This is a genomic window from Streptomyces klenkii (assembly GCF_003626645.1).
GTDB classification, from domain to species: domain Bacteria; phylum Actinomycetota; class Actinomycetes; order Streptomycetales; family Streptomycetaceae; genus Streptomyces; species Streptomyces klenkii.
In genome coordinates this window covers 199,880-220,178 of the sequence record NZ_RBAM01000011.1, presented here as the reverse complement: position 1 = coordinate 220,178, position 20,299 = coordinate 199,880, and the positions used below count along the sequence as shown (strand labels likewise).

The following is a 20,299-nucleotide window of genomic DNA, read 5'->3' as shown; positions in this document are numbered from 1 at the left end:
GTGGCAGGTGGACGGAGTGTGCCCCGTGGCGGAGCAGGCGGTGGAGACCGGCGACGGGATGGCGGCGGTGCCGCCGGGGCGGCGGCTGTCCGTCCCGGCGGCCGGCGGCCCGGCCCGTACGGCGGCCCCCGTGCTGCCGGGTTTCGTCGGCCGCCGCCGCGAGCTGGAAGAGCTGCGCGCCGACATCGTGCGCGCCGGCCTCGACACCCTCGCCGGCCGCAAGAGCCCGCGCGGCCGGGTCCTCCTGATCGCCGGGCGGCCCGGCTCCGGCCGCACCGCCCTGGCCGAGGAGCTCGCCGGGCAGCTCGCCGGCCAGTACCCCGACGGCGTGCTGCGCGCCCGGCTCACCGAGGCCGGCGGCGCCCCCGTCCCCACCGAGCGGACGGCCCGCGCCCTGCTCACCGCGCTCGGCGCGCCCGTCCCCGCGGGGGCCGAGGAGGACGAGCTGACGCAGGCGGTGCGCGCCGCCCTCAAGGGCCGCCGCGCGCTGCTCCTGCTCGACGACGCGGCGGGCGCCGAGCAGGTGGACCCGCTGCTGCCGGACAAGTCCGAGTGCCTGATCGTGGCCGTCTCGCGCGGCCCGCTGACCGGCGTGCCCGACGTGCGGCCCTGCACCCTGGGCGGCCTGGACGCGGCCTCCGGCGTCGAGCTCCTGGAGCGCTACGCGGGCCCCACCCGCATCATGGTCGACCCGGCCGCCGCGAACGCCGTGGTGGAGGAGTGCGGCGGCCAGCCCGCGGCGCTGGTCCTGGTCGGCGGCTGGCTCGCGGCCATGTCCAAGCTGTCCGTGGTCGACGCCGTCACCCGGCTGCGGGAGCTGCCGCCCGGCGACGGCCACGACATCGCGGGCCGCCCGCTCGCCCGCGCCTTCCACCTCGCCTACGAGGCGCTGCCGGCGCCCTCCGCCCGCATCCTGCGCCTGCTCGCGCTGGCCCCGGCCGGCCGGGCCGACGCCCACACGACCTCCGCGCTCGCCGGCTGCTCGGTGTCCGCCGCGCAGACCGCCCTGGAGGACTTCGAGGCCCGCGGCCTGCTGCGGGCCGAGCCCGCCGTGGGATCCCTGCCGCCGCAGTACCTCGTCCCGGGCTGCCTCCTGGACATGCTGCGGGAGCTGATGCGGACCGAGGAGCGGCCGGCCGAGGTCGAGCTCGCGCGGGCGCGGATGCTGGAGCGCACCGTCCGCCAGCTGCACTCGTGCCGGGCCGCCACCCGCACCGACGACCCGCTGACCCGCAAGCGCCTCGCCGAGCTGCCCAGGCCGCTGCGGTTCGCCTCGCCGCAGGCGGCGGGGGAGTGGCTGACCTGCCGGCTCCCGGCGCTCCTGGCCGCCGCCCGGCTGGCCGTGCAGGACGGCCGCCTGGACACCCTGGCCCGCCGCCTGGTGTCCGCGCTCACCCGCGCCCTGACGGCGCACTTCGGCGCCGAGGAGGCGGGCCCCGAGCTCTACGGGCTCCACCAGCTCGTCCTGGACGTCGCCCGGCGCTGCGAGATGCCCCTGGAGAAGGCCGCGGCCCTGCTCAACATCGGCGACCTGGACGCCCGGGCCGGCCGGACCTCCGCCGCCCTCGGCCGCTACCGGGAGGCGCTGGACGCGGCCCGCCGGGCGGGCGACCCGTACGCGATCAGCCGCTCCCTGGAGTCGATCGCCGCCTCGTACCACGAGCTCGGCGACTGGCAGCGGGCCGTCGACTGGTACGGGCGCGCCCTGGAGCTGCGCCTGACGCGCGGTGAGCTCGCCGACGAGGCGCGGCTGTACGGCCGGCTGGGCGCCGTGCGCAGCTACGCCGGGCAGTGGAACGAGGCCCTCCGCGACTGGCGGGCAGCGGCCTCCGCGTGCCGCCGGCTGCGGGACCTGCCCGGGCACGCCCGGGCCCTCGGCGAGATCGCCCGGGTGCACGAGCACGCGGGCCGGCCGCAGGACGCCGTGCGGACCTGCCGGGAGGCCGTGGAGTGCGCGCGGCAGGCGGGCGACGACCGGCTGCACGCGGCGATGCTGCTGCGCCTGGCGGACACCCTGGAGCGGCTCGGCGACCCCGCGGCCGCGGCCGGGCACCGGTCCGCCGCCGGGGAGCTGCTGACGGGCGTCTCCGCCGGCCCCTCCGGGCCCGCGGCCTCCGCCGCGCAGCCGGGCGGCGCCATAGTGCCGCTCCCCTCGCCGGCCGAGGGCGAGGTGCCCGGTACCAGGACGGCACCGCCGGACTGACCGCATCCCCGAGGGGTTACCTGCGAAACCGGTAGTGCTTTTCCAAAAGATTGGCTCTTTGCAAGGCTAGACAGCGCAGGATCCTTCATTAGACTGGTTGGGCCGCGGTCGCCGCGGTCTGCTCTGGTGTGCCCCCGCATTTCCGGAATAGCCTGTATTTCTCTGATTCAAGGACCGTGATCGACGTGAAGGTCGGCATCCCCCGCGAGGTCAAGAACAACGAGTTCCGCGTTGCCATCACGCCTGCCGGCGTGCATGAGCTCGTCCGCAACGGCCACCAGGTCTTCGTCGAGAAGAACGCCGGTGCCGGCTCGTCCATCACCGACGCCGAGTACGTCTCGGCCGGTGCCGCGATCCTGGACACGGCCGACGAGGTCTGGGCCACCGCCGACCTGCTGCTGAAGGTCAAGGAGCCCATCGCGGAGGAGTACCACCGCCTGCGCAAGGGCCAGACCCTCTTCACGTACCTGCACCTCGCCGCCTCCCGCGAGTGCACCGACGCCCTGCTCCAGTCGGGCACCACGGCGATCGCGTACGAGACGGTCGAGCTCGCGAACCGCGCGCTGCCGCTGCTCGCCCCGATGTCCGAGGTCGCGGGCCGGCTGGCCCCGCAGGTCGGCGCCTACCACCTGATGCGCTCGGCCGGCGGCCGCGGCGTCCTGCCGGGCGGCGTCCCGGGCACCCACGCGGGCAAGGCCGTCGTCATCGGCGGCGGCGTCTCCGGCTGGAACGCCGCGCAGATCGCCGTCGGCATGGGCTTCCACGTCACCCTGCTCGACCGTGACATCAACAAGCTCCGCGAGGCGGACAAGGTCTTCGGCACCAAGGTGCAGACGATCGTCTCCAACGCCTTCGAGCTGGAGAAGGCCGTCGTCGAGGCCGACCTCGTCATTGGCGCCGTCCTCATCCCGGGCGCCAAGGCCCCGAAGCTGGTCACCAACGAGCTCGTCGCCAAGATGAAGCCCGGAAGTGTACTTGTCGACATTGCGATCGACCAGGGCGGCTGCTTCGAGGACTCCCGTCCGACCACCCACGCCGAGCCGACCTTCCAGGTCCACAACTCGGTCTTCTACTGCGTCGCCAACATGCCGGGCGCGGTGCCGAACACCTCCACCTACGCGCTGACCAACGCCACGCTGCCCTACATCGTGGAGCTGGCCAACCGTGGCTGGCAGGAGGCGCTCAGCCGGGACGCCGCCCTCGCCAAGGGCCTCAACACCCACGAGGGACAGGTCGTTTACGGCCCCGTCGCCGAGGCGCACGGCCTGCCGTTCGTCGAACTGAGCACCCTGCTCGGCTGAGTCGTCAACACGACACGCCAAGAGCGCACCCCCGGCCGGGCCTTGTTCAGCAAGGCCCGGCCGGGGTCGTTTCCACCCAGTTTGCGACTGGTTTCGACGCCTGGTCACCCACCCGCGAAACTTCCGGGTCGGGGCCCGCAAGGCCTTGACAGAACCCTGTTCGATTGCCGACACATCGTGCCGTCTCCGGCGGATTGTGTTGCTGCGAACCGCCGACACGCCATAGAGTCGCCAACCGTCGGCATGGTGCAACGCTGACCTATCTAGATGTTTCCTGGTCACCAAGGAGGTAGGACGACTTGTGAATGAGTCGACATTTGCTCCCGGGGGTGGTCACCCAGGAATGTCTGCGCAGGGCCAGAGTCCCAGGGGACTCGAAGCTGTCGGCTCCGTCGCTGTCCACACCTTCGCGGCACACCAGAACATCCAGAGCACACCGACAGCCCACCAGAGCATGGACGGCCATCACGTGAACGCCATGGCCGGCGACCGCGGCGGGGTCGATCCCGCGCGGCTCGCCGACTACGAGGACGTGCCCGACGGGCACTTCTACGACCCTGACGCGGAGTACGAGCCCGACCCCGAGTACGCGGCCACCCTCGCGCCCGACGCTGCCCGGCAGCGCCGCGAGCGCATCGGCCCCACCGGGCGTCCCCTGCCGTACTTCCCCATCCCCGGACCGCTGACCGACCACGGCCCCGCGAAGATCATCGCGATGTGCAACCAGAAGGGCGGGGTCGGCAAGACCACCTCGACCATCAACCTGGGTGCCGCCCTGGCCGAGTACGGACGCCGGGTGCTGCTCGTCGACTTCGACCCGCAGGGCGCGCTCTCCGTCGGCCTCGGCGTCAATCCGATGGAGCTGGACCTGACGGTCTACAACCTCCTCATGGAGCGGGGCATGTCGGCCGACGAGGTCCTCCTCAAGACGGCCGTGCCCAACATGGACCTGCTGCCCAGCAATATCGATTTGTCAGCGGCCGAGGTCCAGCTCGTCAGCGAGGTGGCCCGCGAGTCGACGCTCCAGCGCGCCCTGAAGCCGCTGCTCGCCGACTACGACTACATCGTCATCGACTGCCAGCCCTCGCTCGGCCTGCTCACCGTCAACGCCCTGACGGCCGCTCACAAGGTGATCGTCCCGCTGGAGTGCGAGTTCTTCGCGCTGCGCGGTGTTGCGCTGCTCACCGAGACGATCGAGAAGGTCCAGGAGCGGCTCAACCCCGACCTGGAGCTCGACGGCATCCTCGCCACCATGTACGACTCGCGGACCGTGCACAGCCGCGAGGTCCTCGCACGGGTGGTCGAGGCCTTCGACGACCACGTCTACCACACCGTCATCGGCCGTACGGTCCGCTTCCCCGAGACCACGGTCGCGGGCGAGCCGATCACCACGTACGCGTCCAACTCCGTGGGTGCCGCCGCCTACCGACAGCTCGCCAGGGAGGTGCTCGCCCGGTGTCACGCCGAGTGAGTCTGCCCGGCGCCGACGAACTGTTCCGTACGACCGGGGGGTCCGGGCTCCAGTCCTCCTCCCCCCGCCGGCAGGCGAACGCGGAGGGCGGCCCGCGGGTGCCCGGCCCCGCCGGTGACTCCGACGCGCCGTCCGAGGGCGGCGCCGCCGGCGCGGGCACCGAGCACGGCGGCCGCGGCGCCGCCGCGGCGGCCGACCGGGAGAACGCCCCCGAGCGCCGCCCCGCGGGCGCGCAGGAGCGCCCCGCGGGCGCCGGCCGGGCCGCGGGCCAGGGCGAGGCCGCCCCGCCCGCGCAGGGCCGCCGCCGCGGGCGCGGGGCGGGGCGCCGGCCCAGCGGCCGCGAGCGCCACGACGAGAAGATCACCGTCTATGTCTCCGCCGAGGAGCTCATGGACCTCGAGCACGCCCGGCTGGTGCTGCGCGGCGAGCACGGCCTCGCCGTCGACCGCGGCAGGATCGTGCGGGAGGCCGTCGCGGTCGTCCTCGCCGACCTGGAGTCGCGGGGCGACGCGAGCATCCTCGTACGGCGCCTGCGCGGCCGCTGAGCGGTTCCGCTGCGCTAGCCTCGCTAGCCTCTGCCGTGACCGTGCCCCGCGCGCCGTCGCACGGCCCGTTCCGCCCCCACCCTGGATCACCGATGCCCGCAGCCGCCTCCTCTCCGGCCCGCCGTCCCCTCGGCCGTGGCCCGGGCGGCCGGCCGCATCCGCAGCCGCCCGCCGGCGGCGAGGCCGGAGCCGGAGCCGCCGGGAGCGAGGCCCCTGGGCCGTCGGCTCCCGCGGTGGAAGCCGCTCCGGCCGGCTCCGCCGCCCCGGCCGCGGAGCCGGCGCCGGAGACCCCCGCCGCAGGCGACTCGCGGTTCACCGTCCGGCTGGACAACTTCGAAGGGCCCTTCGACCTCCTCCTCCAGCTGATCGCCAAGCACAAGCTGGACGTCACCGAGGTCGCCCTCTCCAAGGTCACCGACGAGTTCATGGCGCACATCCGCGCCATGGGCCCCGACTTCGACCTCGACCAGACCACCGAGTTCCTCGTCGTCGCCGCGACCCTCCTCGACCTCAAGTGCGCCCGGCTGCTGCCGGCCGCCGAGGTCGAGGACGAGGCCGACCTCGCCCTCCTGGAGGCCCGCGACCTGCTGTTCGCCCGGCTGCTCCAGTACCGGGCCTACAAGCGGGTCGCGGAGATCTTCAGCGCCCGGCTGGACGACGAGGCGCGCCGGTTCCCCCGCACGGTCGGCCTGGAGCCGCACCACGCCGAGCTGCTGCCCGAGGTCGTCCTCGGCATCGGGCCCGCGCGCCTGGCCGAGCTGGCCGTCAAGGCCATGCGGCCCAAGCCGGTGCCGCAGGTGTACGTCGACCACATCCACGCGCCGCTCGTCAGCGTCCGCGAGCAGGCCGAGGTCGTCGTGGCCCGGCTGCGCGGGGCCGGCCGGGCGACCTTCGGGGAGCTGACCGGCGACGCCCCCGACACCCTGACCGTCGTCGCCCGCTTCCTGGCCCTGCTGGAGCTCTACCGCGAGCGCGCGGTCGCCCTGGACCAGGACGAGGCCCTCGGGGAGCTGACGGTGTGCTGGACCGGCGAGGACGGGGCGCGCCCGCTGGTGACCGACGAGTTCGACCGCGCGCCGGAGACCGAGCCGGAGGAGAAGGCACAGTGAGCGAGACGGAAACGGTGGAGAGCGAAGCCGGAGCGGTGGACGAGGGCCCCTCGGGGGCCTCCGCCGTGGCCCGGCTCGACCTCCGGCCCGCGCTGGAGGCCGTCCTCATGGTCGTCGACGAGCCGGCCACCGAGGAGCACCTCGCCAAGGTCCTCCAGCGCCCCCGCCGCGAGATCGCCGACGCCCTCGCCGTGCTGGCCGGGGAGTACGACGCCCAGGGACGCGGCTTCGAGCTGCGGCAGGTCGCCGGGGGCTGGCGCTTCTTCACCCGCCCGGCCTACGCCGACGCCGTCGAGGCCTTCGTCCTGGACGGCCAGCAGGCACGGCTCACGCAGGCCGCCCTGGAGACGCTGGCCGTCGTCGCGTACCGTCAGCCGGTCAGCCGTTCCAAGGTCTCGGCGGTGCGCGGCGTGAACTGTGACGGGGTCATGCGCACCCTCCTCCAGAGAGGTCTGGTGGAGGAGGCGGGGACGGAACCCGAAACAGGTGCGATCCTGTACAGGACGACGAACTACTTTCTGGAGCGCATGGGCCTGCGCGGCCTGCACGAGCTCCCGGAGCTCGCGCCCTTCCTCCCCGAGGCGGAGGCGATCGAGGGCGACACTCAGGAAGGTGTGCCGTCGTTCGATCCGGACGCACCGGACACCGACGCAGACGACAAGACGGAACTTTGATGCGAAGCAGCGGCAGGAACAGCGGAAGCGGCAACCGGGACGACCGGGGCGGCCGGGCAGGGTCTTCCCGTCCGGCGTCCGGGGGCGGGCGCGCGGGCGGCGGCCGTTCCGGCGGCGGACGCCCCGAGAGCGGCGGCCGCTCCGGTGGCGGGAGCTACGGCGGCGGTCGCTCCGGCGGCTCCGGCGGCGGCCGCTCCGAGGGCGGGCGTTACGACGGCGGCCGCGGCGGGGAGCGTCGCGATGACCGCCGCGACGACCGTCGCGATGACCGGCAGCAGGAGCGTCCGCGCCGTCCGCGTCCCGAGGAGCGCCGCTACGACGTGGGCCCCGACGCCGAGCGCACCCGTGGCGGCGCCACCAGCGGCCGTCAGAGCGGTCCCACCAGCGGCCGCGGCGCGGCGGCCCGCGGCGGTGCCAAGGGCGGCCCCAAGCGCAGCTCCACGGCCGGCGCCGGCGGCCGCAGCAGCGGGCCCGCCCGCGGCCACGGCTACGCCCCCGCCCGCCCGCGCGAGCTCGACGCCAAGATCGAGGAGCGCAACCGGGAGCGGCACAACAAGCCGCAGGTGAAGACGCCCAAGACCTTCCCCGGCGCCGAGCAGGAGGGCGAGCGCCTCCAGAAGGTGCTGGCCCGGGCCGGCATGGGCTCCCGCCGCGCCTGCGAGGAGCTCATCGAGCAGGCCCGCGTCGAGGTCAACGGCCAGATCGTCACCGAGCAGGGCCTGCGGGTCGACCCCGAGAAGGACGAGATCAAGGTCGACGGCCTGACCGTCGCCACCCAGTCCTACCTCTTCTTCGCCCTCAACAAGCCGGCCGGCGTCGTCTCCACCATGGAGGACCCCGACGGCCGCCAGTGCCTCGGCGACTACGTCACCAACCGCGAGACCCGGCTCTTCCACGTCGGCCGCCTCGACACGGAGACCGAGGGCATCATCCTGCTCACCAACCACGGCGAGCTGGCCCACCGGCTGACGCACCCGCGGTACGGCGTGCAGAAGACGTACCTCGCCGCGATCACGGGGCCGCTGCCGCGGGACATCGGCAAGCAGCTCAAGAACGGCATCGAGCTGGAGGACGGGTACGCCCGCGCGGACAACTTCCGCGTCATCCAGCAGACCGGTAAGAACTACCTGGTCGAGGTCACCCTCCACGAGGGCCGCAAGCACATCGTGCGGCGCATGCTGGCCGAGGCGGGCTTCCCCGTCGAGAAGCTGGTCCGCACCAGCTTCGGCCCGATCCCCCTGGGCGACCAGAAGTCGGGCTGGCTCCGCCGCCTGACGAACACCGAGGTCGGCATGCTCATGCGCGAGGTCGACCTCTAGCAGGTCCGGGGCACGGCCCCGCGGTGCCGGGCCCCGGCTCGGCACCGCCGCCTAGCCCGCAGAAGCGCGGCGCACGCGTATCAGGAAGTCCTCGACCCGCGCCCGGTCCGGCTCCTCGGGCAGCGGGCTCGTACGGGCCGCCTCCCGGGCCTCCTCGGCGAGGCGGTCCAGCCACGCCTCCGCCTCGGCCCATGGCAGCTCGCCCCGCCGCACGGCGAGCAGCGGCTCGCGCAGGTCGCCGACGTCGAGCACGAGCGACCCCGTGCGCAGCAGGTCGCGGCCGCACATCAGCAGCCGCAGCGCGTGCATGACGGGCTTCCACCGCCGCGGCGCCCCGTGCGCCCGGACGTCCGCCATGAACTTCTTGCGCTGGTCCTCCGCGTAGCCCGCGTACGTCTTGTGGACCCTGCGGGAGAGGAACGCCTCCCGCAGGGCCAGCAGCTCGCGCCCGGTGGCGTCGGCGTGCTCGACGAGCGGGGAGTGCAGGCACTCCAGGATGTTCGGGTTGCCCCGCAGCGCCAGCTCGCAGAACCGCTCCAGCTCCCAGGAGAACTGCTCCTCCGCGGGGCCCTCCACGTGCGGCGGCGGCTTGTCGAAGCCCCAGAACAGCGGCGTGGGCGCCACGTACACGCCGCGCCGGTCCGTATCGCTGGCCTCCGTGGCCAGTCCGAAGGCGCGCGAGCCCATCACGCACGCGTAGACGGTGTGCTCGGTGACGAGCCCGACCGGTCCGGCCGGCGGCGCGGGCGTCACGACCACACCGCCAGGCCCGTCGCCCGGCCGTCCTCGTCGCGCTGGATCTCCATCATGCCGTCGACCGCGTCGCGGTTGATGCGGCCGAAGACGTGCGGGAAGAGCGTGCCGGGGGCGACGCCCGGCGGCGGGGCCGGGTCGGCGGCCTCCCAGCGGACCAGGACGTCCAGCTTGTGCTCGTCGATCAGGAGGACCATCAGCGGGCCGTGCACGTCCCTGTAGAAGGCCGTGGCCACGGCGAGCGTCGTCTCCTCGTCGGGCGAGCAGTGGACGAAGCCGTCCTCGGAGAGGGAGGCGGGGGAGTACGGGCGGTCGGGCACGGCCAGCCAGTCGTCGAGGGGCACCACGTGGTAGATCATGTGCACGGTTGTACCGGACGCGGGCCCGGCAGTCCCGCTTCGGCGCCCGCCCCGCCCGGCCGGGGGAGCGGCTGGATAGGCTGGCCGGGCCCGCTCTCCGTCACGCTCCACGCACCTCACAAGGACTCCCCGTGAGAACCGCCCTCGTCATCGGCACCGGACTGATTGGCACCTCCGCCGCGCTCGCCCTCGCGGGCCGCGGGGTCCACGTCCACCTCAGGGACCACGACCCGGACGCGGCGCGGACGGCCGCGGCCCGGGGCGCCGGGACGGACCAGGCCCCCGAGGGCCCGGTCGACCTGGTGATCGTCTCCGTGCCGCCGGCGCACGTCGCCCCCACGCTCGCCGCGGCGATCCGGGACGGCCTCGGCCGCGGCTACGTCGACGTCGCGAGCGTCAAGGGCGGCCCGCGCCGCGAGCTGGAGGCGCTCGGCGCCGACCTCTCCGGCTACCTCGGCACGCACCCGATGGCCGGCCGCGAGCGCTCCGGCCCCATGGCCGCCACGGCCGACCTCTTCGAGGGCCGCCCCTGGGTGCTCACGCCCACCCGCGACACCGACACCGAGGTCCTCAACCTCGCCCTGGAGGTCGTCGCCCTGTGCCGCGCGGTGCCCGTCGTCATGGACGCCGACGACCACGACCGGGCCGTCGCCCTCGTCTCGCACACCCCGCACCTGCTCTCCAGCATGGTCGCCGCCCGCTTGCAGGACGCCGACGAGACGGCCGTACGGCTGTGCGGCCAGGGCATCCGCGACGTGACCCGGATCGCCGCGTCCGACCCCCGGCTGTGGGTCGAGATCCTCTCCGCGAACCCCGGCCCCGTCGCCGACATCCTCGCCGCCGTCGCCGCCGACCTGGACGAGACGGTACGGTCCCTGCGCGCGCTGGAGGCCGCCGACGACGGCAAGCGCGAGGAGGGCGCGGCCGGCCTGGAGGACGTCCTGCGGCGCGGCAACGCGGGCCGCAGCCGGGTGCCGGGCAAGCACGGGGCGGCTCCGGCCGCGTACGAGACGGTCACCGTCCTCATCGGCGACCAGCCGGGCGAGCTCGCCCGGATCTTCGCCGACGCGGGCCGGGCCGGCGTGAACATCGAGGACGTCCGCATCGAGCACGCGACGGGCCAGCAGGCGGGCCTGATCCAGCTCATGGTCGAGCCGGGCGCGGTCGCTTCGCTGAGCGCCGCGCTCCGCGACCAGGGCTGGTCGCTGCGGCAGTAGCGCTACGTGCGGCTCGGGTCGCGCCCGCGAGACAGTAACCTTGTCGGAGGCTGATATGAGCCGCCCGTACCCCACCCCGTGCACAAGGAAGGTGTCAGACACCGTGGAAACCGCCGCCCGGACCGCTCCGGCAGCAGTCATCGTCGGCATCGACGGCCCCTCCGGCACGGGCAAGTCCAGCACGTCCAAGGCCGTCGCGGCCAAGCTCGGCCTCCGCTACCTGGACACCGGCGCGCAGTACCGCGCGATCACCTGGTGGATGCTGAGCAACGGCATCGACGTGAACGACGCCGCGGCGGTCGCGGAGGCCGCGGGCAAGCCCGAGATCGTCTCCGGCACCGACCCGTCCGCCCCGACCATCACGGTCGACGGCGCCGACGCCGCGGGCCCGATCCGTACCCAGGAGGTCACCTCCGCGGTCAGCGCCGTCAGCGCCGTCCCGGAGATCCGCACCCGCCTGACCGAGCTCCAGCGGGCGATCGCCGCCGAGGCTCCGGCCGGCATCGTCGTCGAGGGCCGCGACATCGGCACCACGGTGCTGCCGGACGCCGACCTCAAGATCTTCCTGACGGCGTCCGCCGAGGCCCGGGCCGCCCGCCGCAGCGGCGAGCTGAAGGGCAAGGAGGCCACCGACCTGGCCGCCACCCAGGCCGCGCTGGTCAAGCGGGACGCCGCCGACTCCGGCCGCAAGACCTCGCCGCTGGCCAAGGCCGGCGACGCGGTCGAGGTGGACACCACGGAGCTGACCTTGGACCAGGTCATCGAGTGCGTGGTGACCCTGATCGAGGAGCGCCGCAGCGCGTGACCGCGTCCCCCGGGGGTGCCGCCGTAGGCCGGCGGATCGGCATAGGCCTGATGTACGGGCTGTGGAAGCCGCGTGTGCTGGGCGCCTGGCGCGTGCCCGCCGCGGGGCCGGTCATCCTGGCCGTGAACCACTCCCACAACATCGACGGCCCGATGCTCATGGGCACCGCGCCCCGGCCCGTGCACTTCCTGATCAAGAAGGAGGCGTTCACCGGCCCCCTCGGCCCGTTCCTGGAAGGGATCGGCCAGCTGAAGGTGGACCGGGAGAGCGCCGACCGCGCCGCGATCACGGAGGCGCTGGGCGTCCTGGAGGGCGGCGGGGTCCTGGGGATCTTCCCGGAGGGCACCCGGGGCGAGGGCGACTTCGCGTCGCTGCGCTCCGGCCTCGCCTACTTCGCGGTGCGCTCCGGCGCGCCGATCGTGCCCGTGGCGGTGCTCGGCAGTGCGGAGCGCAGGAGCCGCCTCGTGCGGGGCCTGCCGCCGCTGCGCAGCCGGGTCGACGTCGTCTTCGGGGACGCCTTCGAGGCGGGCGACGGCAGCGGCCGGCGCACGCGCAAGGCGCTGGACGAGGCGACCGTCCGGATCCAGCAGCGGCTGGGCGCGCACCTGGCGGACGCCAAGCGGCTGACCGGCCGCTGAACGAGACTTAGTAGCGGACCCGCGGGTCCGCCGACCATACGAACGAGGAACGGACTTCATGAACGACCAGATCCACGGCGACGAGCACGGTGAGCTTGGCGACGCCGAGTACGCGGAGTTCATGGAGCTCGCGGCGCAGGAGGGCTTCGACGCCGACGAGATCGAGGGCGCCCTCGGCGAGGCCGGCCACGGCCCGCTGCCCGTGCTCGCCGTCGTCGGCCGCCCCAACGTCGGCAAGTCGACGCTGGTGAACCGCATCATCGGCCGTCGCGAGGCCGTCGTGCAGGACAAGCCCGGCGTCACCCGCGACCGCGTCACCTACGAGGCCGAGTGGGCGGGCCGCCGCTTCAAGGTCGTCGACACCGGCGGCTGGGAGCAGGACGTCCTCGGGCTCGACGCCTCCGTCGCCGCCCAGGCCGAGTACGCGATCGAGGCCGCCGACGCGGTCGTCTTCGTCGTGGACGCCACCGTCGGCGCGACCGACACCGACGAGGCCGTCGTCAAGCTGCTGCGCCGGGCCGGCAAGCCCGTCGTGCTGTGCGCCAACAAGGTCGACGGCCCCTCAGCCGAGGCCGACGCCGCGATGCTGTGGTCGCTGGGCCTCGGCGAGCCGATGCCGGTCTCCGCGCTGCACGGCCGCGGCACCGGCGACATGCTGGACGAGGTCCTCAAGGCCCTGCCCGAGGCCCCGGCCCAGCTCTTCGGCACCGCCGTCGGCGGCCCGCGCCGCATCGCCCTGATCGGCCGCCCGAACGTCGGCAAGTCCTCCCTGCTTAACAAGGTGGCGGGCGAGGAGCGCGTCGTCGTCAACGAGCTGGCCGGCACGACCCGCGACCCGGTCGACGAGCTGATCGAGCTCGGCGGGGTGACCTGGAAGTTCGTGGACACCGCGGGCATCCGCAAGCGCGTCCACCTCCAGGAGGGCGCCGACTACTACGCCTCCCTGCGCACCGCCGCCGCGGTCGAGAAGGCCGAGGTCGCGGTGATCCTGATCGACGCGAGCGAGAACATCTCGATCCAGGACCAGCGCATCGTCACCATGGCCGTCGAGGCCGGCCGCGCGATCGTCATCGCGTACAACAAGTGGGACACCCTCGACGAGGAGCGCCGCTACTACCTCGAGCGCGAGATCGAGACCGAGTTCCAGCAGATCGCGTGGGCGCCGCGGGTCAACGTCTCGGCGCAGACCGGCCGGCACATGGAGAAGCTCGTCCCGGCGATCGAGACGGCCCTCGCGGGCTGGGAGACGCGCGTGCCGACCGGGCGGCTGAACGCCTTCCTCGGTGAGCTCGTCGCGGCCCACCCGCACCCGATCCGGGGCGGCAAGCAGCCCCGCATCCTCTTCGGCACCCAGGCGGGCACGAAGCCGCCGCGGTTCGTCCTCTTCGCCTCCGGCTTCATCGAGGCGGGCTACCGCCGCTTCGTGGAGCGCCGTCTGCGCGAGGAGTTCGGCTTCGAGGGGACGCCGATCCACATCTCGGTGCGGGTGCGGGAGAAGCGCGGCAAGAAGAAGTAGGGCGAGCTCTGCCGGGCCCCCGGCTGGGGGTCCGGGGGTCATCCCCCGGGGAGATGCAGCATCGAGGCGGGCTACCGCCGCTTCGTGGAGCGCCGTCTGCGCGAGGAGTTCGGCTTCGAGGGGACGCCGATCCACATCTCGGTGCGGGTGCGGGAGAAGCGCGGCAAGAAGAAGTAGCAGTACGCCGTGGGGGGGTGTCCGGGTCGGTCCCGGACACCCCCCCACGCCACGTCTAATAGCCGCGCATGCGGCCGTCACGTGGTGCGGGCGGCAGCGCGGGCACGTGCCCGCGCTGCCGCCCGTAGTGCGTGTCCCACGCGGACTGGTAGCCCGACGGGACGTGGTAGCCCAGCTGGCCCGCATAGCCCTGCTGCCCGCCGTACTGGCCGTAGCCGAGCTGCGGGTGCGGACCGAAGCCAACGAACCTCAGATCCTCCTCGCCGGAACGGTCGAAGGGGAGCGCCCGGAACGAGCGGCGGTACTCGGCGTAGAGCGCATCGTAGATCGGGGTGACCGACACGGGATGGCTCTGCGGGGTGGTGTCGCGGGGTGGGCGCATACCGGGGATGTGGTTCGGGTACGGAATCCGCGGGGCAGGCTCGTATGAGTGCACATACGAGCCAACGAGTCCGTGGCCCGGGGGATGCGGGCCCGGCCCGTAATGGGCCGCCGGAGCGCCGCCGGCGGGGTGCACGGGGTGCACGGCGCTCGTCACATACCCGCGAGCGGCATGGACGCGGCGACGAGCCGGCCGGCCGCCGCCGCCCGGTCGAGGGCCTCGCGCAGCAGGTCCTCCCGCGGCTGGGAGCCGATCGTGCCGACCGGCGCCGCGAAGACGAGCACCTGCTTGGTCTTGTTCACCGCCGAGCGCCACTCGGGAGCGACCTGCATCGCCTGGTGGGCCTGCCACCACGCGCTGGGCGCGGCGCCCGGGACGCCGCCGGGCATCAGGATCGCGTGCAGCTGACCCATGGCCAGCAGGACGGACCAGCCGGGGGTGGGCGGCGGCACCTGCTCCACGGTGGCGACGGGCGCGAAGCCCTGCTCGATCAGGAGCGGCAGGAAGACGTCGACCGGCCCGGACGTGCCGGGGCGGGCGATCGGCCCGAGCGGCTCGACGACGAGCGCCGGGTGCAGGTCGCCCTTGATCAGCACCAGGCCGCTGGTGACGCCCAGCTCGGCCTGCACGGGCCCGTCCGGCGCGGCGGACATCGTGGGCATCGTGGCGGGCGCCGGCAGCTGGGCCCCGGCCTGCCCGCCCTCGCCCTGGATGGAGCGCACGGCGCCCTGCAGCTGTTCCTCGGACACCGCGACGACCTGGGAGGGGATGCAGGCGGCGTGCGCGAAGGCGAGCACGGCCGTCTCCTCGCCGACGAAGAGCACGGTGCTGGTCCGCTCCCGGTCCGTGTCGCCCGGGGTGCGGCAGGACGTGCAGTCGTAGCTGCCCGGGGCGGTGTCGCCGCCCAGCAGTCGTTCGGCCTCTTCGTCGCCGATCTCGGCGCGGACGTCGTCACTGACGTCGAGCATGCGCGGCACGGGTGGCTCCTAGATATCGGTGCGTATCACACGGGGGTTCCCGGTTCGTAAGAGCACAACGGGCGATCCGTGGCAGGGGTCACGCGTAACGAGTTGGTGATCGGGGCCAACCTCACGCGCCCCACCACGGTCTAATCTCTGGGTAGGCGGGCTGGATGGAATGTCCGCGGCAAACGGCTGGGGACGAATGCACATCTCATTCCTGATTCACAACGCGTACGGCATCGGCGGGACGATCCGGACCACGTTCAACCTCGCGAGCACCCTCGCCGAGCAGCACGACGTGGAGGTCGTCTCCGTCTTCCGCCACCGGGAGGAGCCGGTCTTCTCGCCCGGCGGCAAGGTGCGCCTGCGCCACCTGGTCGACCTGCGCAAGGGCACGCCCGGCTACGAGGGCGACGACCCGGAGTACGAGCGTCCCGCGGCGGTCTTCCCCGCCACCGAGGGCCGCTACAAGCAGTACAGCGCCCTGACCGACCGCCGGATCGCCGAGCACCTGCGCACCCTGGACAGCGACGTCGTCGTCGGCACCCGCCCCGGCCTCAACGTGCACATCGCCCAGCAGGCCCGCCGCGGCCCGGTCCGGGTCGGCCAGGAGCACCTGACGCTGAGCACCCACTCCCAGCCGCTCAAGCTGACGCTGCGCACGCACTACCCGCGGCTGGACGCCGTCACCACCGTGACCGAGGCCGACGCCGCGACGTACCGCAAGCTGATGCGGCTGCCCGGCGTGCGGGTGGAGGCCGTGCCCAACAGCATCCCCGCCCCGGCCGTGGCCCCCGCCGACGGCACCGGCAAGTGGGTGGTCGCCGCCGGCCGGCTCGCCCCCGCCAAGCGCTACGACGTGCTGATCCGCGCCTTCGAGAAGGTCGTGGCCGAGCGCCCCGACTGGAAGCTGCGGATCTACGGCGCTGGCGCCGAGCGCGCCAAGCTGCGCGCCCTGATCGACAAGCGGGGCCTCTACAACCACGTCTTCCTCATGGGCCCCGCCAACCCCCTGGACCCCGAGTGGGTCAAGGGCTCCATCGGCGCCGTCACCTCCAGCCTGGAGTCGTTCGGCATGACGATCGTCGAGGCGATGCGCTGCGGCCTGCCGGTGGTCTCCACCGACTGCCCGCACGGCCCCGGCGAGATCATCGACGACGGAGTCGACGGCCTGCTGGTGCCGGTCGGCAAGACCGACAAGATCGCCGCCGGGCTGCTGAAGCTGATCAACGACGACGAGCTGCGGCAGCGCATGGGCCGGGCGGCGCTCGCGAGCTCCGCCCGCTTCGACCCGGCCGAGGTCGCCGGCCGCTACGAGCGGCTCTTCGGCGACCTGGTGGCCCGCGGCTCCCTGCGCGGCTCCCTGCACCGCACCCGCGGCGCCCTGCTCAGCAGCGCGTTCAGGACGTCGGACGCGAGCCGCTCCGCCCTGCGCCGGGTGCGTGCCGCATGACCCCCGAGGACCGCACACCCCCCGTGCCCGCGAACGCCGCCGGATCCGGCGGCCCCACCACCCCCGAGGAGAGCACCATCGTGTCTGCCCCGGCACCGCCGCGCGCCGACTGCATCGCGGATTCCGCGGGCGGGCTCACCTTCGACCTCGACGCCCCCGGCTCCGGCCCCGACCCCAGCGAGCCGGGCCACTGGACCGCCGCGCTGGTCCTGCGCCGCCGCGGCGACGACGAGGCCGAGGAGGTCCGCCTGCCGCTCGCGCCCGACGGCGAGGGACGGCTGCGCGCCGTGCTGCCCAGCACCGTCGCGCTCCCCGAAGGCCGCTGGGACGTCTACGCCGCCTTCGCCGACACCGAGCCCCGCCGCCTCGTGCCGGGCCTGGCCGACCTCAGATCCCTGGTCGACCGCAGACCCGGGCCGAGCACCTCGCCGCTCGCGGTCCGCATCCCGTACGCGACCAAGCACGGCAACCTCTCGCTGCGCAGCTGGCTGCGCGCCCCGCACGCCGAGGCCGGCGACCTGCACCCGGACGCCTCGGGGCTGACCGCCCACGGCCGCCTGCACCGCGTCGCGGACCCGGCCGCCTGGCTCGCGGACGCCGTCGTGGAGGCCCGCCTCCGCCGCGCGCCCGGCCTGGTCGTCACGGCCCCGGTCACCCGGGAGAAGCGGGCGGACGACGCCCCCGCGGAGGAGGACGGCCAGGACTTCTCCTTCACCCTGGACTACGCCCGGCTCGCCGCGGAGTGGCGGGGCGGCCTGGACGTCTGGGATCTGTGGCTGTGCCCGGCGGACGGCTCGGAGCCCGCCCGCCTCGCCCGCCTCCTCGACGACGTCGTCGACAAGCAGCAGGTCTTCGCCTACCCCGGGCTGCCCGTCGACGCCGAGTACGCGCCTGCCCAGGCCGGCCCGTACTACACCACCGACAACGACCTTTCGGTCCGGATCGAGGAGCGCCCGCCCGTAGCGGGCTGACCCCGGGGCCGCCCGCCCGGCCCCGGGGCACCGCGTGCCACGGTCAGGAAGCGGCCGTCCCGGGCGCTTCCGCCGGCTGCGGGGCGGCGGCCCGGGCCACCTCCGGGTGGTGCAGGTCGAAGGCGGGCGACTCGGAGCGGATCCTGGGGAGGGCGACGAAGTTGTGCCGGGGCGGCGGGCAGGACGTCGCCCACTCCAGCGAGCGCCCGTAGCCCCAGGGGTCGTCGACGCCCACGGGCTTGCCGTACTTGGCGGTCTTCCAGATGTTGTAGAAGAACGGCAGGTTGGACAGGCCCAGCAGGAACGCGCCGATCGTGGAGACGGTGTTGAGGGCCGTGAAGCCGTCGGCCGCGAGGTAGTCGGCGTAGCGGCGGGGCATGCCCTGGGCGCCCAGCCAGTGCTGGACCAGGAAGGTGAGGTGGAAGCCCAGGAACAGCGTCCAGAAGTGGACCTTCCCCAGCCGCTCCTCCAGCATCTTGCCCGTGAGCTTCGGCCACCAGAAGTAGAAGCCCGCGAACGTCGCGAACACCACCGTCCCGAACACCACGTAGTGGAAGTGCGCGACGACGAAGTACGTGTCCGTCACGTGGAAGTCCAGCGGCGGCGACGCGAGGATCACGCCCGTCAGGCCGCCGAAGAGGAAGCTCACCAGGAAGCCGACGGCCCACAGCATCGGCGCCTCGAAGGACAGCGAGCCGTGCAGCATGGTGCCGACCCAGTTGAAGAACTTCACGCCGGTCGGCACCGCGATGAGGAACGACATGAAGGAGAAGAAGGGCAGCAGCACCGCCCCGGTGGCGAACATGTGGTGCGCCCAGACCACCAGCGACAGGGCCGTGATGGCCATGGTGGCGCCGATGAGCGACAGATAGCCGAAGATCGGCTTCCGGGAGAACACCGGGATGATCTCGCTGATGATGCCGAAGAACGGCAGCGCGATGATGTAGACCTCGGGGTGGCCGAAGAACCAGAAGAGGTGCTGCCACAGCAGCGCCCCGCCGCTCGCCGGGTCGAAGACCAGGGACGAGAACCGCCGGTCCGCCTCCAGCACCAGCAGCGACGCCGCCAGGACGGGGAAGGCCAGCAGGATCAGGACCGAGGTGAAGAGCACGTTCCAGGTGAAGACGGGCATCCGGAACATCGTCATCCCGGGGGCGCGCATCCCGATGATGGTGGTCAGGAAGTTCACCGCGCCGAGGATCGTGCCGAAGCCGGAGAGCGCCAGGCCCATGATCCACATGTCGGTGCCGATGCCGGGGGAGCGGGCCATGCTGTTCAGCGGGGCGTAGCCGGTCCAGCCGAAGGTGGCGCCGCCCTGCGGCATCAGCAGGCTGGACACCACGATCAGGCCGCCGAAGAGGTAGAGCCAGTACGCGAACATGTTGAGCCGCGGGAAGGCCACGTCCGGCGAGCCGATCTGGAGCGGCATGATCGCGTTGGCGAAGCCGGCGAAGGCCGGAGTCGCGAAGAGCAGCAGCATGATCGTGCCGTGGGCCGTGAAGGCCTCGTTGAACGATTCGTTGGTCATGAACTGCAACCCCGGCCGGGCCAGCTCGGCGCGCATCAGCATCGCCAGGAGGCCGCCTCCGAGGAAGAAGGCGAACGACGTGATCAGGTAGAGGTTGCCGATGGTCTTGTGGTCGGTGGTCGTGAGCCAGCCGACGACGAGCCGGCCCGGTCGGCGCTCCCGCACCGGGCCGGTGGTCGCCTGCGCGGTGTCCGTCCCCATCTGCGCTCCCTCGATCGCTCGGTCGTGCACCTCGACGGGCTTGCGGGCTCACGCCATGATGCTCGCCCTGCGCCCGGCGCGCGAGGGTGCCTCCCATTCGGAATTCCTTATTCCGGATACTTACGGGCCACAGCATTCCGATGACCGTGAACACGGATCCGCAATATCCGCCGGGTCCCTTGTGCGCCCATTCGAACCCTCATGGCGGGGATTTTCGGCGGCGGTACGGAAGAGGAGGCATGTATTTCCCGCCCGCGCTTTGTGAAGACGCCCGGTCCGGTGCCGTAATCCCCGTAGGAGTGAAAGATTCCGCGGTAAACCACGCCGGGTTCTCTGTGACAGAAGTGTGACCGCGGGGGGACGGCGGGGGCATGACCGTGTGCTGCCCGCCCCCGGCTGCTTCCGTCCCTCCCGCCCTTCCCGCCCTTCCCGCTCCGCTTCCGTCCGGCGGCGGGGGCGGCCTACGGTGGCGGGCATGGCACCTCTACCGCACCTCCCCGCCGACCCCGACGACGACCTCACCGCCTACGTGGGCCTCGGCACCGCGCCCGCGGCCGAGCGGGCCCGCGCCCGTGGCTGGGCCACCGTGCGCGCCCTCGCGCCGGGCACGATCGTCACCATGGAGTACCGGGCGGGACGGCTGAACTTCGAGGCCGAGGACGGCGTCGTGAAGCGCTGCTGGAAGGGATGACCGGCCGGGCAACAGGCAGGACGT

20 protein-coding genes are annotated in these 20,299 nt (G+C 73.4%); 15 read left to right on the top strand and 5 right to left on the bottom strand.

All coding sequences use genetic code 11. From position 1 onward, the window contains the following. The first annotated feature begins 25 nt into the window (after positions 1–25). The 7 genes from D7231_RS25710 (at position 26) to D7231_RS25680 (ending at position 8,622) form a co-directional block, all read left to right on the top strand. Entirely contained in the window at positions 26–2,203 is a 2,178-nt protein-coding gene (locus D7231_RS25710) for a tetratricopeptide repeat protein (protein WP_391475539.1), read from the top strand. A gap of 185 nt (positions 2,204–2,388) precedes the next feature. Further along, entirely contained in the window at positions 2,389–3,504 is a 1,116-nt protein-coding gene (gene ald, locus D7231_RS25705; RefSeq protein ID WP_120757943.1) for an alanine dehydrogenase, read from the top strand. A 343-nt stretch (positions 3,505–3,847) separates the two neighbouring features. Further along, a complete protein-coding gene (locus D7231_RS25700) occupies positions 3,848–4,975 on the top strand; it encodes a ParA family protein (RefSeq protein ID WP_120757898.1) in 1,128 nt (375 codons plus the stop codon). Next, positions 4,960–5,520 carry a hypothetical protein gene (locus D7231_RS25695; RefSeq protein WP_120757897.1) on the top strand — a complete coding sequence of 187 codons (561 nt, stop codon included), beginning with the start codon at positions 4,960–4,962 and terminating at the stop codon, positions 5,518–5,520. The genes D7231_RS25700 and D7231_RS25695 overlap by 16 nt, the downstream gene beginning before the upstream one ends. 92 nt (positions 5,521–5,612) lie before the next feature. Then, positions 5,613–6,629 (top strand): segregation and condensation protein A, encoded by a 1,017-nt coding sequence (locus D7231_RS25690; RefSeq protein ID WP_391475540.1) that lies wholly within the window; start codon positions 5,613–5,615, stop codon positions 6,627–6,629. Positions 6,630–6,643: 14 nt separating this feature from the next. Next, entirely contained in the window at positions 6,644–7,303 is a 660-nt protein-coding gene (scpB, locus tag D7231_RS25685; RefSeq protein WP_120757942.1) for an SMC-Scp complex subunit ScpB, read from the top strand. Then, positions 7,303–8,622 (top strand): pseudouridine synthase, encoded by a 1,320-nt coding sequence (locus D7231_RS25680; RefSeq protein ID WP_120757895.1) that lies wholly within the window; start codon positions 7,303–7,305, stop codon positions 8,620–8,622. The genes scpB and D7231_RS25680 overlap by 1 nt, the downstream gene beginning before the upstream one ends. A gap of 51 nt (positions 8,623–8,673) precedes the next feature. On the opposite strand, the gene D7231_RS25675 is transcribed toward D7231_RS25680, so the two are convergent. Together D7231_RS25675 and D7231_RS25670 are read right to left on the bottom strand one after the other, a co-directional pair. Continuing rightward, positions 8,674–9,375: a nucleotidyltransferase domain-containing protein gene (locus D7231_RS25675; RefSeq protein WP_277875642.1), complete on the bottom strand. Its 702-nt coding sequence runs from the start codon at positions 9,373–9,375 to the stop codon at positions 8,674–8,676. Further along, a complete protein-coding gene (locus tag D7231_RS25670; RefSeq protein WP_120757894.1) occupies positions 9,372–9,734 on the bottom strand; it encodes a DUF952 domain-containing protein in 363 nt (120 codons plus the stop codon). The genes D7231_RS25675 and D7231_RS25670 overlap by 4 nt, the downstream gene beginning before the upstream one ends. A 131-nt stretch (positions 9,735–9,865) precedes the next feature. On the opposite strand from D7231_RS25670, the gene D7231_RS25665 reads away from it, so the two are divergent. The 5 genes from D7231_RS25665 to D7231_RS38170 all read left to right on the top strand — a co-directional run bounded on the left by D7231_RS25665 (position 9,866) and on the right by D7231_RS38170 (position 14,087). Next, positions 9,866–10,951 (top strand): prephenate dehydrogenase, encoded by a 1,086-nt coding sequence (locus tag D7231_RS25665; protein ID WP_120757893.1) that lies wholly within the window; start codon positions 9,866–9,868, stop codon positions 10,949–10,951. Positions 10,952–11,042: 91 nt separating this feature from the next. Next, on the top strand, positions 11,043–11,756 hold the full coding sequence (gene cmk / locus D7231_RS25660) for a (d)CMP kinase (protein WP_120757892.1): 714 nt from the start codon (positions 11,043–11,045) through the stop codon (positions 11,754–11,756). A gap of 50 nt (positions 11,757–11,806) precedes the next feature. After that, on the top strand, positions 11,807–12,394 hold the full coding sequence (locus D7231_RS25655; RefSeq protein ID WP_120757940.1) for a lysophospholipid acyltransferase family protein: 588 nt from the start codon (positions 11,807–11,809) through the stop codon (positions 12,392–12,394). 58 nt (positions 12,395–12,452) lie between these two features. Further along, on the top strand, positions 12,453–13,910 hold the full coding sequence (gene der, locus D7231_RS25650; protein WP_120757891.1) for a ribosome biogenesis GTPase Der: 1,458 nt from the start codon (positions 12,453–12,455) through the stop codon (positions 13,908–13,910). A 60-nt stretch (positions 13,911–13,970) separates the two neighbouring features. After that, positions 13,971–14,087, top strand: a complete 117-nt coding sequence (locus D7231_RS38170) for a hypothetical protein (protein ID WP_120757890.1) — start codon at positions 13,971–13,973, stop codon at positions 14,085–14,087. A gap of 55 nt (positions 14,088–14,142) precedes the next feature. Here D7231_RS38170 and D7231_RS25640 read toward each other — a convergent pair whose 3' ends face one another. Both D7231_RS25640 and D7231_RS25635 read right to left on the bottom strand, forming a co-directional pair. Next, positions 14,143–14,469 (bottom strand): hypothetical protein, encoded by a 327-nt coding sequence (locus D7231_RS25640; RefSeq protein WP_228775209.1) that lies wholly within the window; start codon positions 14,467–14,469, stop codon positions 14,143–14,145. Positions 14,470–14,621: 152 nt separating this feature from the next. Beyond that, positions 14,622–15,446: a hypothetical protein gene (locus tag D7231_RS25635; protein WP_120757888.1), complete on the bottom strand. Its 825-nt coding sequence runs from the start codon at positions 15,444–15,446 to the stop codon at positions 14,622–14,624. 187 nt (positions 15,447–15,633) lie between these two features. Here D7231_RS25635 and D7231_RS25630 point away from each other — a divergent pair, with 187 nt between their 5' ends. Both D7231_RS25630 and D7231_RS25625 read left to right on the top strand, forming a co-directional pair. Beyond that, on the top strand, positions 15,634–16,884 hold the full coding sequence (locus D7231_RS25630; RefSeq protein ID WP_120757887.1) for a glycosyltransferase family 4 protein: 1,251 nt from the start codon (positions 15,634–15,636) through the stop codon (positions 16,882–16,884). Further along, a complete protein-coding gene (locus D7231_RS25625) occupies positions 16,881–17,855 on the top strand; it encodes a hypothetical protein (protein ID WP_228775210.1) in 975 nt (324 codons plus the stop codon). Before D7231_RS25630 ends, D7231_RS25625 begins: the two co-directional genes overlap by 4 nt. Positions 17,856–17,898: 43 nt before the next feature. Here the strand turns inward: D7231_RS25625 and ctaD are convergent, their stop codons facing one another. Next, positions 17,899–19,584, bottom strand: a complete 1,686-nt coding sequence (ctaD, locus tag D7231_RS25620) for an aa3-type cytochrome oxidase subunit I (RefSeq protein ID WP_120757886.1) — start codon at positions 19,582–19,584, stop codon at positions 17,899–17,901. 475 nt (positions 19,585–20,059) lie between these two features. Between ctaD and D7231_RS25615 the strand changes: the two genes are divergently transcribed. Beyond that, on the top strand, positions 20,060–20,275 hold the full coding sequence (locus D7231_RS25615) for an I78 family peptidase inhibitor (protein ID WP_120757885.1): 216 nt from the start codon (positions 20,060–20,062) through the stop codon (positions 20,273–20,275). Positions 20,276–20,299: the final 24 nt, after the last annotated feature.